At 35.5% G+C, this 16689-nt stretch carries 16 protein-coding genes; 2 read left to right on the top strand and 14 right to left on the bottom strand.

What is annotated here, in order from left to right:
• Positions 1-72: 72 nt before the first annotated feature.
• From FH036_RS19300 to inhA1, 10 genes are all read right to left on the bottom strand, one after another.
• On the bottom strand, positions 73-996 hold the full coding sequence (locus FH036_RS19300) for an RluA family pseudouridine synthase (protein ID WP_139896133.1): 924 nt from the start codon (positions 994-996) through the stop codon (positions 73-75).
• Positions 997-1094: 98 nt separating this feature from the next.
• Positions 1095-1511 carry a hypothetical protein gene (locus tag FH036_RS19295; protein ID WP_000490288.1) on the bottom strand — a complete coding sequence of 139 codons (417 nt, stop codon included), beginning with the start codon at positions 1509-1511 and terminating at the stop codon, positions 1095-1097.
• A gap of 101 nt (positions 1512-1612) precedes the next feature.
• Positions 1613-3805: an MMPL family transporter gene (locus tag FH036_RS19290; RefSeq protein ID WP_139896132.1), complete on the bottom strand. Its 2193-nt coding sequence runs from the start codon at positions 3803-3805 to the stop codon at positions 1613-1615.
• Between the two features lie 110 nt (positions 3806-3915).
• The gene (locus FH036_RS19285) at positions 3916-4563 is read right to left on the bottom strand and encodes a phosphatase PAP2 family protein (RefSeq protein ID WP_000727789.1); all 648 of its coding nucleotides are present in this window, start codon (positions 4561-4563) and stop codon (positions 3916-3918) included.
• Positions 4564-4622: 59 nt separating this feature from the next.
• Positions 4623-5672, bottom strand: a complete 1050-nt coding sequence (potD, locus tag FH036_RS19280; RefSeq protein ID WP_000772507.1) for a spermidine/putrescine ABC transporter substrate-binding protein PotD — start codon at positions 5670-5672, stop codon at positions 4623-4625.
• A gap of 39 nt (positions 5673-5711) precedes the next feature.
• Positions 5712-6512 carry a spermidine/putrescine ABC transporter permease PotC gene (potC, locus tag FH036_RS19275; protein WP_000714198.1) on the bottom strand — a complete coding sequence of 267 codons (801 nt, stop codon included), beginning with the start codon at positions 6510-6512 and terminating at the stop codon, positions 5712-5714.
• Between the two features lie 6 nt (positions 6513-6518).
• Complete coding sequence (gene potB, locus FH036_RS19270; protein ID WP_000715504.1) at positions 6519-7367, bottom strand: spermidine/putrescine ABC transporter permease PotB; 849 nt, start codon at positions 7365-7367, stop codon at positions 6519-6521.
• Positions 7364-8347, bottom strand: coding sequence for a spermidine/putrescine ABC transporter ATP-binding protein PotA (potA, locus tag FH036_RS19265; protein ID WP_000720320.1), 984 nt, complete (start codon positions 8345-8347; stop codon positions 7364-7366). The genes potB and potA overlap by 4 nt, the downstream gene beginning before the upstream one ends.
• A 238-nt stretch (positions 8348-8585) precedes the next feature.
• Complete coding sequence (locus FH036_RS19260) at positions 8586-9953, bottom strand: aldehyde dehydrogenase (protein WP_044792788.1); 1368 nt, start codon at positions 9951-9953, stop codon at positions 8586-8588.
• Positions 9954-10125: 172 nt separating this feature from the next.
• Positions 10126-12516, bottom strand: a complete 2391-nt coding sequence (gene inhA1, locus FH036_RS19255; RefSeq protein WP_001035921.1) for a M6 family metalloprotease immune inhibitor InhA1 — start codon at positions 12514-12516, stop codon at positions 10126-10128.
• A gap of 343 nt (positions 12517-12859) precedes the next feature.
• Here inhA1 and FH036_RS19250 point away from each other — a divergent pair, with 343 nt between their 5' ends.
• On the top strand, positions 12860-12994 hold the full coding sequence (locus FH036_RS19250; RefSeq protein ID WP_000276215.1) for an anti-repressor SinI family protein: 135 nt from the start codon (positions 12860-12862) through the stop codon (positions 12992-12994).
• 79 nt (positions 12995-13073) lie between these two features.
• The gene (locus tag FH036_RS19245) at positions 13074-13397 is read left to right on the top strand and encodes a helix-turn-helix domain-containing protein (RefSeq protein WP_000578882.1); all 324 of its coding nucleotides are present in this window, start codon (positions 13074-13076) and stop codon (positions 13395-13397) included.
• Between the two features lie 80 nt (positions 13398-13477).
• Here the strand turns inward: FH036_RS19245 and calY are convergent, their stop codons facing one another.
• The 4 genes from calY to sipW all read right to left on the bottom strand — a co-directional run bounded on the left by calY (position 13478) and on the right by sipW (position 16629).
• Positions 13478-14071, bottom strand: coding sequence for a biofilm matrix protein CalY (gene calY / locus FH036_RS19240; protein ID WP_000053733.1), 594 nt, complete (start codon positions 14069-14071; stop codon positions 13478-13480).
• A 432-nt stretch (positions 14072-14503) separates the two neighbouring features.
• On the bottom strand, positions 14504-15250 hold the full coding sequence (locus FH036_RS19235; RefSeq protein WP_139896131.1) for a DUF4047 domain-containing protein: 747 nt from the start codon (positions 15248-15250) through the stop codon (positions 14504-14506).
• Between the two features lie 156 nt (positions 15251-15406).
• Positions 15407-15997 (bottom strand): TasA family protein, encoded by a 591-nt coding sequence (locus FH036_RS19230; RefSeq protein ID WP_139896130.1) that lies wholly within the window; start codon positions 15995-15997, stop codon positions 15407-15409.
• Between the two features lie 62 nt (positions 15998-16059).
• Positions 16060-16629 (bottom strand): signal peptidase I SipW, encoded by a 570-nt coding sequence (sipW, locus tag FH036_RS19225; protein WP_000767806.1) that lies wholly within the window; start codon positions 16627-16629, stop codon positions 16060-16062.
• Between the last annotated feature and the right edge of the window lie 60 nt (positions 16630-16689).

The raw sequence follows: 16689 nt of genomic DNA, 5'->3' as shown, positions 1-16689 counted from the left end.
TCTCTTAACGGCTTCGCTTCTTTTAGAGAAATTCCTGCAAAAATCTACTTTTCTCAAATTTAAACTTACACTTTACGCATTTACTCTTTGAAATTCTTTCATTTTGTCATTTAATTTTGTAGGAAATGGTACATCCACTTCAATCTCTTCTTTCGTAATTGGATGTAAAAAGTTTATCTTCATCGCATGTAACGCTTGCCTAGACATATATTTCGTTCCTCCACCATATAAAACATCCCCAACTAACGGATTACCATTATAGCTCATATGAACACGAATTTGATGGGTTCTACCAGTTTCTAATTGTAACGTTACAAGCGTAACATTTTGTTTTCTAAAGTACTTCTCTACTTTATAATATGTAATTGCTTGATCTCCCTTTGGAGAAACACGTCGTCTCGTCGCATGATGGCGATCTCTTCCGATAGCCGCGTCAATCGTTCCTTGCTTCTTTTTCACTTTGCCTTCTACAAGAGCTGCATATGTTCTTTTAATTTTTCGTTCCATTAATAAACGATCCATAATTGCACCAGCAATTCTATGTTTGGCAAACACGACACCACCTGTCGTATCTTTATCTAACCGATGAATATGACGAACCTTCGTCTCTAAACCTTGCATTTGAAAATGAAAGGCAACAAGATTTGCAAGAGTTCCCATCCCACCTTTTTCAGCAGGGTGCGTATCCATCTTCTCAGGCTTATTGACAATGAGTACATGATCGTCTTCATATACTACATGTAATTCACCATATTCAGGCTCTACACCGTATTCTTCCTCCATAAACATATGAACTTGTAACTTATCGCCTTCTTTTAAAAGCTCATTCCATCTTCTCTGTTCTCCGTTAACAGTAACACCTTTTTCCATACGAAGCTGATGTAACAACTTTTTCGGTATTTCCCATTCTATTTTTAATAGCGACTCGATGCTTATACCATTCCATTTCACTGGCACAGTAATTTCGCACCATTCGCCCTTCTTCTTCGTTTCCATACTGTATCACCTTATTTCTATTGATTCTCTCATTGTAACGGAAAATACACTTTGATGCACCGTCAAAAATAGAGGACAGTCTTATAATAGACTGCCCTTCACGCTCTACGCCTTCTCATTTCCTGCAACACTTCTTCCGCTTTTTGTTCATACGATAAATCTTTAAAGAAATCCGCCAATCTCTTATAATCGTTATACGTATCTAATAAGTCATCCATCTTTTCTGTTTTCATCACTTGTTGTTTTTGCTTCATTTTTACCGGATAACGATAGCCCGATACTTCTTGTATTTTGTAATACTCATCCTCTACTTGAATGACCTTTACAAGTTCCTCTTCTTCCGCATCCATCGTATACCCATCAAAATCTCTAAGCAATTCATAAATGATATGAGTCCATTCATCTTTTGGATAAAACCCTTTTTCTAACCGATAACCGACAATGCGATACAAATGCCCATCATTTTCTGCAAACTGTACTGTATCATTTAGCTTAAACTTAAAATAACGAAACATTGCCTTCACCTACTTATATGTAATGTTCTTATCACATACTATTTGCAAAATGTAGGTCTTGCTATTCATAAAAAAATACTCATCTTATAGATGAGTATTTTTTATAATGATTTTTCTCTTTTCTTTCGAAATGGTAACCACCAATTCCAGTCTCCAAACAATTTCATTAAACTTGGTACAAGCATAAGACGAATAATTGTTGCATCAAGGAATATTGCTAATGCAACACCAAGCCCCATTTGTCTTACTGGTAAAATATCAGTAAAGGCGAATGCGCCCGTTACAACGATCATAATTAATGCAGCTGATGTAATAATTCTACTTGTTGAAACAAGTCCTTCTAACGTCGCCTGATCGTTATCTCCTGTTTCTTCATATAATTCATAGATACGTGAAATAAGAAAGACTTCATAATCCATGCTAAGCCCAAAGACGAGGCCGAAAATGAAGATTGGTAAAACAAATAGAACTGGACTTGCTTCTAAACCAAAATGACCACCTTCGAATAACCAAACAACAATTCCAATTGTTGCGCTTAAACTAAGTATATTCATAATAATCGCCTTAATTGGAATGAGTATAGATCGAAATGCAAATAATAATATAACAAAAGTCGATCCAAATATAACAGACATACCAATTGCAACTTTATCTTTAATTTCATCTTCTAACTCTTGTTGGAACGTCGTCATTCCGCCTAGATAATACGTAACATTCGTTTCTTTATAATTTTGTTTAAAATCACGCACCCACTGTTTCGCAATTTCTGTACGTGGTTTTGTATGTAAAAAGACTTCGATTGTTGTCTTATTTCCTTTCGTATACGATTCAAATACCGGAGCTATTTTAGCAGCTTCTGGCGACTGTAACATCCCCGCAACTTGATCTGATTTCATTCCATTTAAACTGTCGTATAAACTTCTTACTTCATATACTTTCTTATCATCTTTTAACTTTTGAACGACTTCTTCTACCTTTTGTAAACTTTCTTTTTCTTTCATATCTTTTTTCGTCTCTACCACTAACGTAGCATCAGCATGTGTTTTTGCAGTTTTATTAAATGCCTCTTCGTACTTCTCATATGCAATTCTTGTATCACTTTGTTTAGGTAAAGCTTCTACGTCAGGGAACTGTAAATTAGCTGTACGTAATGGTAATAAACAAATCACAATAAATGTTGTAACAACAATAATCATCGCAATTGGATGTTTCATTACAAATTGTGCAAATGTACGCCACGCCTTTGCCGGCGTATGTGCTACTTGATTCTTTTTTAATATTCGTTTACCAATTAAGGATAATAGCGCTGGAAGGAGTGTGAGCGAGAATATAATACTCATAATCACAACAATCATTCCACTAATTGCGACAGACTGAATATAATCGATTTTAAAGAAAAACAAACCGGATAGGCCAACGAATACACATAATCCTGAAAATACGATTGCCCGCCCTGCTGTCTGATATGTAATTGCTATTGCTTCTTTTACCGTTCGCTTTGCAACTTCCTCTCGAAAACGATTTACAAATAATAGCGCAAAATCAATAGATAACGCAAGTCCGATCATCGGTGCAACATTTAGCACAAAGATAGATAGTTCCTTATCGCTACCTATAAAATATAATATGCCCATCGTACTAATAACACTAAGTGCCCCATTTACAATTGGTAAAATAGATGCCAAAAGGCTACCGAATGAAAATAGTAATACGAGAAATGCAATTGGTAACCCAATCATCTCTGCCACTTTTAAATCATTTTGCGTTCTTTCATTAATCTCTTTATTAATTTTCGGAAACCCTGTAGGTGTTACTTTTAATGCAGTATTACTTTCCTTTTCAATTTTATCAGCAAATTGTAATGTCTTTTCCATTCGTTCTTTATTTGTTTTCCCGGAAAATAAAATTGTCGCATAGCCGATATCATCTTGTAACATTTCTTTATTTTGCACTGGATGATGGAAAGATTCATATGTCTCTTTCTCTTGAACATTCTTTACAATTTCCTCTAACTGCTTTTTAAATTCCTCATGTGAAACACCTTTATTTTTTTCAAAAACGAGTAGGAGCGTATCTTGAGACCTCTTAAAATCTTTATCTAAAATTTCTTTCGTTTTTTGATAGTCTCCTTCTGTTTGGAAACCGTCACCACCTAATACTCCCGGTAACTTTGGAGCGAAAATACCGAGTGCCATCGCAAGCAATAATAATGCTACAATTACTGTATAACGAAACTGATATAAAAAAGCGCCTAACTTCCCCCACTTATCTACTTTATGTACATTTGTTTTCACACATTTTCACCTACTTTACATCATTCAATTGTTACTTATAATGTATCACATCTTCATACAAACAAAAAACGTCTAGAAAAACTATAATAATAGTTTTTCTAGACGTTTTTCTATCTCTCTTTATTAAGAGCAAACCTCTCAGTAAGTAAACGATGGTAATAAATCGCCATAATTAATAAAATACCACCTACGCAGTAGCCTGCTAAAATATCAGTTGGATAATGTACATTTAAAATGACTCTACTTAATCCAATCGATACGATTACTATTCCCATGAAAAGCGTTATCACATATTTTCCGGTCACACTCTTCAAATTTGCTGCAATGATATAAGCAAGAAACCCGAATGTCATAATAGATAACATCGCATGCCCACTAGGGAAGCTATACCCAAGTGCATCCAACGCTTCGTTTAACGAAGGACGATCTCTTTTCACAATTTCTTTTATTCCTTTATTCACAAGATGTGTTACTAAAATGCCCATAGGATATACAATCATCGCAGCAAAATAACGTTTTCTCCAAAAAACAAGTAAACTTATAATGAGCGTAGTTACGATTCCAATGGCAGACCCTAATTTTGTATAATGTGAGAAAAATGCAAACGACTCTTCTGTTTGTACTCCTTTTACTAATCCTCGGACATATGTATCCATCACTGTAACGCCACCAGCATGTACTCTCCAAGCAACAATGCCAAATACAGCAAATAATAAACCGATACACATTACCTCATATTGATGCAACTTCTTCTTCAAACGATTTCCTCCTACTATGAAAAAATGCGATTTCTACTTTAGAAACCGCATTTTCTCACTTATTTACCTTTTGTTTTTAACTCTGTCCAGTAACGGTCGTAGTCTTTTAGCTTATCGTCTACATCAACAAGCCATTCTGTACGATCTAATTCTTCTTTCGTTAAGAAGATCATGTGGTTTTCACGATATTCTTTACTATGAAGAGGATGAGCTTTTTCATTTGGATTACTGTATCCAATTGACTCGTAGTTTTTCACACTTACTTTTTCATCTAATAAGTAGTTCATAAACTTCTCTGCAAGCTCTTTGTTTTTCGCACCTTTTGGAATTGCTAACGTATCAGCCCAAATTGTGCCGCCTTCTTTTGGTACAACGTACTCTACATCTTTATTATCTTTTGCGATAAATGCTGCATCCCCAGACCAAACTGTTCCGATCCAAGCATCTTCTGTAATGAATTTTTGTTTAATATTATCTGTATCAAATGCTAATAAGTTTGGAAGTAGCTTCTGTAAATCAGTTGCTGCTGTCTTTAACTGTGCATCGTCTTTCGTGCTGTTTGAGAATCCATGCTTCTTAAGACCCATTCCTAACACTTCACGAGAATCATTTAATAAAGTTACATGCCCTTTATATTTCTCATTCCATAAGTCAGCCCAGCTTGTAGGTGCTTCCTTCACATACTTTTTATTGTATGCAATACCTGTTACGCCCCAAGTATATACTAAAGAATATTTATTCTCTGGATCAAACGCAGGTGTTTTAAAATTAGAAATCATGTTTTCGATATTTGGGATATTCTTTTTATCTAACGGCGCTAATAAATCCATTTTCGCCATCGTTTTAACCATATAATCCGACGGCTGAATTAAATCATACTTCGCGCCACCTGCTTGTAATTTCGCAAACATTTCTTCATTACTTGCATACTTATCATAGTTAATTTTCACGTTATATTTCTTTTCAAAATCTCTTAGCACTTGCTCATCAAAATTGTCAGCCCAGCTATAAATGTTTAACTCTTCTTTTTTTTCACCACAACCAGCAAGTACACCAGCAACAAGGCTAAAGCTAATTACTGCGCCGGCTAATCTTTTCATTAATTTCATCGGTTTTATTACCTCCTCGTACTTTCTATATCGTTCGTATTATAAAGGAAGGTGTCCTCCAGAGTTTTCTTCACCATCTGCACCTTTGTTACGGAAGATTTCAGATAGAACCATTAATCCTACGATAGCCACAATTAAAATTGTAGAAAGTGCATTAATTTCTGGTGATACTCCGCGCTTAACCATACTGTAAATGTATAATGGCAATGTTGTTGATCCTGGTCCTGATACGAAGAAACTAATTACAAAATCATCAATTGATAATGTGAATGTTAATAATGCAGCCGAAATAACTCCAGGTGCAATCGCTGGGAACGTTACAAAACGAAATGTTTGCCACGGCGTTGCTCCTAAATCATTCGCAGCCTCTTCTAAATCACGTCCCATACCAGAAAGACGTGCTGCTAAAATAACGACAACAAATGAAATGCTAAAAGTAATGTGTGCAATAATAATTGTTGTTTTACCAAGCTCCATACCTAATTGACTAAATAAAATAAGTAAAGATAATCCCATTAAAATATCAGGAATTAAAATTGGTAAATACACAAGACCGTTAATGGCCCCTTCATAACGATATTTATAACGATGTAATGCAATTGCGAAAATCACACCAAGAACAGTCGTTACAATCGTCGTTACAATCGCAATCGTCATACTATTTACAAATGCATCAATAACATCTTGTTTTTGAAATAAATCTGTATACCAATGGAATGTGAACCCTTCCCATTCCGCATTAATGCGAGAATCATTGAAGGAATATACCATTAAAACCATCATTGGAAAATACAAGAACAATAAAATTAACCAAGAATAAGAAACTAAAAACTTCTTCATTTTTGCCTATTCCCCTCCGTTCCCATCATATTTATATACTTTCGTTGCACGATAATATAAGTAAATTAACAGAACAGAGAATAGAACAACAATCATAGATAACGCAGATCCAAACGGCCAATCACGCGCTCCTAAGAATTGATTTTGAATTACGTTTCCGATTAATGCTACTTTCGATCCACCCATAACGTCTGATACAACAAACATTCCGATAGAAGAAACAAATACTAAAATAGAACCGGTAGCAATCCCTGACATCGTCATTGGTACTGTAACATTCCAAAATGCCTTTACTGGTGTTGCCCCTAAATCATAAGCTGCTTCTAGCTTACGCTTATCAAGCTGCTCAATCGCTGCATACACCGGTAAAATCATAAATGGTAATAAAGAATATACCATCCCAAGTATTACAGAAGGTGTATTGTATAGTAAATTTAACGGTTCACTAATAACGCCTAGCTTCAATAACAATGTGTTTACAAGACCTTGTGAACGTAAAATAACAATCCATGCGTATGAACGAACAAGGAAGTTAATCCAAAACGGGATCGTTGCCAATAATAAAAGAATCGAACGATATTTACGATCAACAATTGTAATTGTATACGCAAATGGATAACCAATTAGTAAACATATTACTGTCGTAATAACCGCAATTTTCACTGTTTCCCATAACGTCCCCATATATAATGGGTCAAATACACGTGCTATGTTCTCTAATGTAAATTGCATTTCCACTGTCCCATATGCTCCGCGCTGCATGAAGGCAAATGCCAATACAAACAGAAGGGGAATTAGGAAGAAGCTTAACAGCCACGCGACTGTAGGTAGTGCGAGTAATTTCCCTTTTTTCAATTTAAGGTCACCTCGTCCTCTTGCTCCCAGCCTACGTATACATTATCTCCAATGCTCCACTGCGCTGCTTCTTCAGCAGTTTGATATGCCATTAGTAATTCTGATGTTTTCTCATCACGTACATAAAGCTTTTCCATATTTCCAACAAACTCAATGTCTTCAATATGTCCAAGGTGGTATTCTTTTAAAATCTGCTCTTCAACCGAACGCACTTTTACATTTTCAGGGCGAATTGCTACATAGCCTTCCCCGTTTTTCACAATATTATTTTCACCGATAAATGTCGCAACGAACAACGTTTTCGGCTTATTATAAATTTCTTTCGGCGTTCCGATTTGTTCAATATGGCCTTTATTCATAACAACGATACGATCACTCATGCTCATCGCTTCTTCTTGGTCGTGCGTTACGTATATGAACGTAATTCCTAAATTACGTTGTAAGTTTTTCAATTCACGTTGCAAGTCTTTTCTTAACTTAAAGTCTAATGCTCCAAGTGGCTCGTCTAGTAATAATACACGCGGGTTATTTACAATCGCTCTCGCAATTGCTACACGCTGCTGCTGTCCACCAGAAAGCTTTGCAGGTTTACGATTACGGAACTCAAGTAACTGCGTTAAACGCATTGCCTCTTCAGCACGCTCTTTCTGCTCTGCTGCCGGTACTTTCTGCATTTTCATACCGAAACAAATATTTTTCTCCACATTCATATGTGGGAATAGCGCATAATGTTGGAACACTAGGTTCATATGACGCTTATATGGTGGCAAATCGTTAATCTTTTCATCATCTAATAAAAGATTCCCTTTAGTTGGAGTTTCAAACCCTGCGATCATACGAAGTAACGTCGTTTTCCCGCAACCACTCGGTCCTAAAATAGTTAAAAATTCCCCTTCTTTAATATCTAAAGAAAGCGGTGGGATAATCACTTGATTTCCAAAATGTTTTTCTACTGCTTCAACTTTAATAATCTTTTTCATTTTCCCGTCCTATCTACCTCAAATTTAAATTTTTATATTCATGAATAAATATTTATGTTCTATAGACTATTTTTTGTTTCGATCCAAACAAAAATGGTTATTTAGCAAGCGTTCACTTCTATTCTTTATGTAGTATGTTTGATTCATTTTCGCCTGATACATAATGTCGAACAGAAAAACCCCTTCCATTGCGAAGGGGCTTTTATCATACGGCTACGCCTACTGATAAACACCATCATCATTTTAACAACTTTCGTATGAATTTTAAAGCACTTTTTGTAGAAGAGTAGCGAATTTTCATATCGAATGCCGTAGATTGGGCTAAAATGCTTTTATAATGTGAAAAAGTCCGAAAACTTTCTTCCCCATGATAACTCCCTAATCCACTACTTCCGACGCCACCAAAAGGTAAATATGGTGTTGCAAGATGATAGACGACATCATTAATACAGCCTCCGCCATACGAAATATTACTCGTTACTTTCTTTTGTACCTCTTTATCTTCAGAAAATACATATAACGCTAACGGCTTCGGATGTTGCTGGATTGTGCCAATTACATCTTCTATATTGTCATACTCTATGATTGGTAAAATCGGACCAAAAATTTCATCTTCCATAACGGAACTTTTCCATGTAACATTAGTTAACACTGTTGGTTCTATATGTAAAGTCTCTTTTTTATAGTTCCCACCAATTACAGTTTTCCCATCTTTCAAAAACGTACATAAACGTTCAAAATGACGCTCACTCACAATTCGTACATAATTATCATTGTGCAGTGGCTCTTTCCCATACTGCTCCGCAATTTCATGTCGCAACGCTTCAATTAACTGTTCTTTCACGGAAGCATGCACATACATATAATCAGGTGCTACACACGTTTGCCCTGAATTTAAAAACTTTCCCCACACAATCCTTCTTGCCGTTACATCTATTTTCGCATCTTTATGTACAATACATGGACTTTTCCCGCCAAGTTCTAACGTAAGCGGCGTCAACTGTTTTGCTGCTGCTTCCATGACAACTTTCCCCACGCCCACACTACCTGTGAAGAAAATATAATCAAATGGTTCCTTCAGCAAAGCTGTACTCTCTTCAACGCCGCCTTCTACTACCGCTACAAGCTCTTCTTGGAATAAATCCTCTAACATCCTTGTAATCACTTTGGAAACGTTTGGCGTTAACTCCGACGGTTTTAAAACGATTGTATTTCCAGCTGCTAGAGCTCCTACAAGTGGCGCAATTGCTAATTGAAACGGATAGTTCCACGGTGCAATAATAAGTGTCACACCGTACGGTTCAGGTACTACTTTCCCCTTTGATCCAAAATGAGTCAGCGCTGTTCGAACACGCTTCGGTTTACTCCACGATGAAATATGCTTCAATTGAAAGGAAATTTCTTTTAATACATATCCCACTTCCGTTGTAAACGACTCATGAACTGACTTATTTAAATCTAATTTCAACGCCTGAAATATTTCTTCTTCAAAACGCTGAATGCCTTCATAAAGCTTCTTCAAATTATTCTTTCTCACTTCTATACTTCTCGTATGGCCATTATAAAAATATGCTTTTTGTTTATTTACAATAGAAGAAACATTCATTCATTCACCTTCTCCCACTATTTTTATCCAATTCTTTCATTATTTATATAGACTTCATATATAATAAATTTCTATTCATAAAGTTACATTATATATAATTTCTTCTTTTATATAAAATTCATTGCTCACAAAAAAAACTACCGAAAGCAAATCTCTCGGTAGTTTTACTGTATTAACGATATAAACGAACAGCACCTGCAGAATTATCATCAGCTTGTCCTACTACTTCAAACTTCAGGCCAAGATTCGGTAAAATACGCCCTGCATCTGGAATCTGTTGATTAATATACGTTTTTGAATCATCAAACTTCGGTACACCCGCTAAGCCATCATACGTAAATGTTCCACGCGTTGGAGATACAACTTTCCAAGCTGGTGTTTTGTCGAATGAGAACGCCGCATCAGCAATTTGGAATCGTGTACTACTCTTAACTGTCGGTTTACCATTTAAAGTTCCTACAATTGCTTCTGGATGAGAATCCACTACGCCAAGGAAACCGTGTCCTGGGTGTACGCCAACCCAGTTATCTGTGTAAGCTGAATCCGCATACCATACAACCATACCAGTGTTAAATACTGGACCGCGTGCAAATTTCAATGCGTTATCTGCACCAGCATAGTTTCTCCACTCTACATAATAGTTATGTTTTTTCTTCTCAGTTCCGTTAGATACAACGAAGCCGTCTAATTTTAATTGTGGTGTCCCTTCTGCATCATCAGAGAATACTACTTTACCATCTACTGTTAATGAAGCATTATCAAGAGCAAATCCATTTAATGCTAAACCACCATCAGTAATGTAATCAAATGTTAATTTTACTTTCTTACCTTTGAATTGGCTTAAGTCATATGATTTGTCAATCCATTTTCCATTTGTCGAATCTGCATTTCCACTATTAGCTTTCTCACCAAGTCTTTCAATTAACGTTTGTTTACCATCTTCTGTTACAGCATGTACTTCAAGGAAGTCATACTCTGCTTCAATTTCATATAATGATTTGAAATCAAATTTTGCATTCGTTGCATTCGTTAAATCGAACAGTGGTGTTTCCATCTTCGTATGAAGATCGTCACCTTTTGTGCTGTAGTAATACTGTTTACCAAATGCTGGGGCAATTGTTTTTACATCTTTATCAGGTAAGTTTACACGAATCATACCTGGACGGTTAGATTTCGTAACACTTTGGTCTAAATATGTTGCTAAACCGATACCTTTATTTAATTTCTCGTAATCTACTTCTACGATATTTGCCCAGTTACCACCGATTGTTTTTTGGAAAAACTCTTTATTTTGCGGTGAGAAACTTGTTGGCGTTGTTCCTGCAATTTTACCAGCCCAGCTACCGCCACTCATAATAGACCAAGATTCAATCGGCTCACCTTGACCGCTATATTGTGTATCATACTCATCTGGAAGACCTAAATCATGACCATATTCATGTGCGAATACACCAACTGCGCCATCTTCTGGCTCAATTGTGTAGTCAAATGCTGCCATCTTTCCTCCCCAATACGGAACTTTCGCTTGTGTGCCTTCGATTGGGAATGGTTTCGGTCCAACAGTCCAGCGATGTGACCAAATTGCATCGTCACCTAATTTACCACCGCCTGCTTCTTGTCCAACACCTGCATGAATAATCATTAAGTGATCGATTAAACCGTCCGGTTGATTTTGATTTCCATCGCCATTTACATCGTATTGATCGAATTGGTCGAACTCTGATAAATCAATACCGCTATCTACAGCTGCTTTTAATGCATCTTTTACTAAATCACGTGGTCCTTTTGGTCCTTTATTATCATGACCGCCGCTTGCAGCATCCGCACCGTAATCAGCAGCTTTACCAGGAACTGTTAACCATTTTGTAACCGTTCCGTCTACTGTATAACTACCGCCAGATTGCTCTTCATAATATTGTTTAAATGTTTCAATTTTACTTCCATCATCTAATGTGAATGGCTCATTACCGAATAACATTTTTTCATAATGTTCTTTGTTAAAGTCTTCCGAATACATATAACCAGGTTCTTTATCGATATTGTTATGTTTAAAGTCAGCGTACTCTACAAGTAGAACGAGTACTTTATCTTTACGAACATCACCGTTGTACACTTTTTGCTTTGCTGGAGATGTTGGTACTTTACCATTTAGACCACCCTTAACTGGCCCTGTCGCTGCAGGTGTTCCTGTCGCAGGTTTATCTAACTTTTCTTTCGTATCTGCTTTTGCATCTTTCACTTTCTTTAAAAAGTCAGATGCTTCTTTCGTAAGTGGGTCCCCATTTGATACTTCTTTCCCAGGGTTTTCACCCTTTTTGTTCTCTACGTATTTTTCGACAGCTTTCTTTGTTTCTGTCTCTGAAGCCTTCGAATCAATTACCCCACGTTTTTTTAGCGCATCTGCTAAACGTTCTTCCGGAATTAAATGATCATCAACTGGGCTCGTAGCTGTCTTATTAACAGGCGTTTCAGCATATGCAGACTGGCCACCCGCTCCGAATGAAAGACCTAATACAGCTGTCAAAGCGATTGATGATAAAACTTTGAACGGTTTCTTGTTCATCCCTTATTTCCTCCCCTAATAAATAATATGTATTACAAATTGAATTTTATTAAAAATTCAATATTTTTTCAATATTTAGTCATATTATGTAATGTTTTTAATATATTTGTAAAAATTCCATAGTTAGCATACGAATATATCACAATTCAACAATGTTTTCTGAAAATATTGAAAATATTTGTCAGAAACTTTATAATCGCCATAGAGGGAATTTAATGGGGATTTTATCTTTGTTTTATCTACAAAATATTTGATAATTCACTACATAAAAATACAAAATCTGATTGTATTATCACGTATTCTGTAGCAGCAGTTATGACCGATAATTAGGGAGGAATTACATTTGTACAAAGATAAGACTGACGCATTGGATCAAGAATGGATTGATTTAATACTTGAAGCTCTAGACGCTGGTATTGCACTACAAGATATCGAACATTTTTTCCAACGTATGAAGCCGGCCACTCAGGCTCAATAGGTTTGTTCTTTTTAGCGAAGTTTATGTTATAATAATGACATCATAAGACGACGACATATTGATAGAAAGGTGCGCAAATATGATTGGAGAACGTATAAAACGCCTGCGTTTACAAAAAGGTATTTCATTAACTGAACTTGCCGAAAAAGCTGGCGTTGCTAAATCTTACATTAGTTCTATAGAACGAAATTTACAAAAAAACCCTTCCATTCAATTTCTTGAAAAGATCGCAGCAGTTCTACAAATTCCAGTTGATACTTTACTTCATGATGAAACAACAAAGGAAAATCACTTAGACTCCGAATGGACACAACTCGTTAAAGATGCAATGAGCTCAGGTGTCTCCAAAGAACAATTTCGTGAATTTCTTGAATTTACAAAATGGAAGCAAGATCAAAAATAATAAATAGAAAGAAGTGCTTACAATCGGCACTTCTTTTTTCTTTATAAAAAAAAGCGGGGGATATCCGCTTTTTTTATTTATTATCTTTCTTCGCCATCTGCTTGATGAGCGTTGAATGTCCATTCTAAGTTTAATGAATCACCTTGGAATTTATTTTGATCTTCTTGATTATCTGTGAATTCAAATTGTACCCATAAATAGTCCTCTGTACCAGCATCTAAGCCACCGTTTTCTCCCCACTCAGGAGCAAAGATTGCTTTAGCTAAAACATCTGGCTTTTCGTTTTGTAACTTAGCTAATGTTGTTTCATATACAGGCTCACTTTGTTTATCCCAATTCCAAATGAATTTCACCTTAATATGCTCACCAAAGTCTACACCAGCATTGTCACCTTTTGCATCTGTCACAGTATACTTTGTTGCTAATTGAACATCTTTAATTGCTATCGTACCACTGTTCTTTAATAAGAATTCTTTCTTAACAGAATCCCCTGGTTTTAAATCTTTAATATCTACAAGCGTTTTAGGGTCTAATGTAAGATCTAACGTCCCAGCTGCAAATGTATTGTTCGATACTTCTTTATCGCTAAAGTATGCGAATGTTCCTCCACCAATTAAAGATAACCCCAATGCTGCTGATGCAACTCCCATACCTAATTTCTTTTTCAGACTCACAATCAATTCCCCCTAGCTGTTTTTTATATTTTTTATTGCTATCTCTTATTTACAATAAGAGATATAACTAAAGCTATATTAGCTTAGCTAATATTTGTTCTTTTTTAAAAACCTTATGTTCATTATAACGAACATACCTATATAAATACAACAAATATTTATTAATATTTTCAGTTGTTTTTATTTCTCAATATTATTCCGAAATTTCTAAAAAAATAAAGCGGAATAAAGAACGTTAATTAATTTCCTTATATATACTAATTATTATCCTTCACCATCATACCGCCAATTAATTTTCTCGTATCTTTATTTTAACATGCATTGTTAAAATAAAGATGACACGCCGAATAGGTGAGTCGCAATACGCTCTCACCTACTCGGCTTCAGAACCTCTATTCGCTCTGAAATGTCGCTGTATTTTACTTGCTATCTTTATTTCTGTTCTTCTTGTTTCTTCTTCTCTTCTAGCTTTTTCGCCTCCTCTTGTTTCTTCTCTTCTAGCTTTCTCGCTTCCTCTTGTTTCTTCTCTTCTAGCTTTCTCGCTTCCTCTTGTTTCTTCTCTTCTAGCTTTTTCGCTTCCTCTTGTTTCTTCTCTTCTAGTTCTTTTTGCTTCTCAGCCTCACTCACTTGTTTTGCTGTTTCATCTACTAGTAATTTCTCAAAATCTTGAATTTGTTTATCAATCACTTGTAAATTAACTTCTTTATCAATATACTCACAGTTTTCTTTTACTATATGGAAGCCAGCATTCACATACGAGAATACTTGCTTATTCGATTCAGTTGTATGTCCTTTTAACTCTTCTTGTACTTGATTATACGGTTCTTCTATTGATTTATATACTTTTTGTAACGATTCTCTCTCAGCAGCTATCTTCTCGCGACCTTGCTTCCATATAACAAGCGCCTGTTCTATCTCCTGAGTGGATCTAACATTTAATTTTGATTTCATCTCTTTATACTCATGCAAAATAACTTCCTTATGCTGCTTAGCTTGTTCTATTAATTGATCAACTGTTTTTGGAAAAATACTTGCTGTAGAAATAGTAGCCGCTACTTTCGTTTCATGAACGAAAGCTGCTTCTGTATAAGTCATCATTTGAGAGCCTAAATAAAAAGTAATAGAACACAAACATGGCAATATAAGCATCTTTTTGAATTTACGCGGTTGCTTCAGCATTTTAATCTCTCCTATCGAACAACTTGTTCTTTATCAAGAACTATATCTTTATTATAATAAAGTGAATTATAAAATGATATAAGAAATTATCTTTCTTTTTACATTTCCCTTTTAACAGAAAAGGAGACTATCATTTTTGATAGTCTCTATTTCTACTTATTTTTTCTCCACTCCATCGCCTTGTTGTGCTTCAAATGTCCATTTTAATTGAAGTTTATCGCCTTGGAATTCGTTTTGAGCTTCATTTTTATTAATAAAGTGGAATTTCACTTTAAATGAATCGTTAGTTCCTGCTTTAATACCTTTCTCAGGCCATAACCAACTTACTAAATCATTTTCTGCAGCAGTCACTGTTTGACTCTTCAAATCTTTCAATGTCGTTCTCTTAATTACTTCATCTTTTTTATCAATATTTTTTAAGAAAACTACTTCAATGTCTTCGCCAAAGTCTTTCTTATTATCCTTCTTCACATCTTCTACATCATACTCTGTAGTTAATAATACTTTTTTAATATCTAATGTACCTTTATTCTCTAATTTAAATTCTTTTTCAATCGTATCACCTGGTTTTAAATTATCCACCTTCACAATTGTTGATGGGTTTAGTGCTAAATCAAGTGTCCCAGATGCAAATGTATTGTTTGACACTTCTTTATCGCTAAAGTACGCAAATGTTCCTCCACCAACTAATGCTGCTCCTAATACTGCTGATGCGATACCCATCCCTAATTTTTTCTTTAAAGTCATGTCCATATCCCCTTGATTTATATATTTGTCAACTTCCTAAACGGAAAGTATAACCAAATGAACTAGACGGATTGTTCTACTTTTTTCTCTTTCTTTTCTCCGTCTATGCTACGAATCGCACTAAAAATAGTAATAGCGGAATATCCTAGCAAAAAGACTCCTGGAATAATAAGAAGCAAAGCTGCTCCCGCTTTTGAATTCGCATAATTTAATGCATACCCTGCATAAGGAACTGTAATATCTGCATATTTCCCAATAACATTCTCCGCAAGTACTGGTTCTAAATCAGCACCGTTGTTGTTATCCCCTTTTGTTTCATACATTACTTTTCCATTTGTATCTTTTACACCGATAATACGGTGAGTGATAATTTTTTCATCTTTCTCTTTAAAGGTAATAACATCACCTTTTTTATATTTAGAACCATCTTTCGTCGGCTCTATCGCAATGATTGATCCTGTTAAAAATGTCGGTTCCATCGATCCTGATAACACTGATTTAAATTGATATCCCATCACTGTTGGATCTCCGCCGCTCGCTTTTGAAGAAATAACTACAAAAGCTAAGCAAATCATCAATGCAAATAAAACAAATGAGATAACGTTGCTAATCACCTTCCAAATTAATTTCATCGTATCTCTCCCTCTCCGTTGTTTTATATTATTTGAAGTATGCAATATTCACTTACGTTC

Origin of the sequence: Bacillus sp. CD3-5 (genome assembly GCF_006349665.1) — a bacterium.
GTDB lineage: Bacteria > Bacillota > Bacilli > Bacillales > Bacillaceae_G > Bacillus_A > Bacillus_A paranthracis.
The sequence above is the reverse complement of the archived record's forward strand: the minus strand, read 5'-3'. Positions and strand labels throughout refer to the sequence as shown.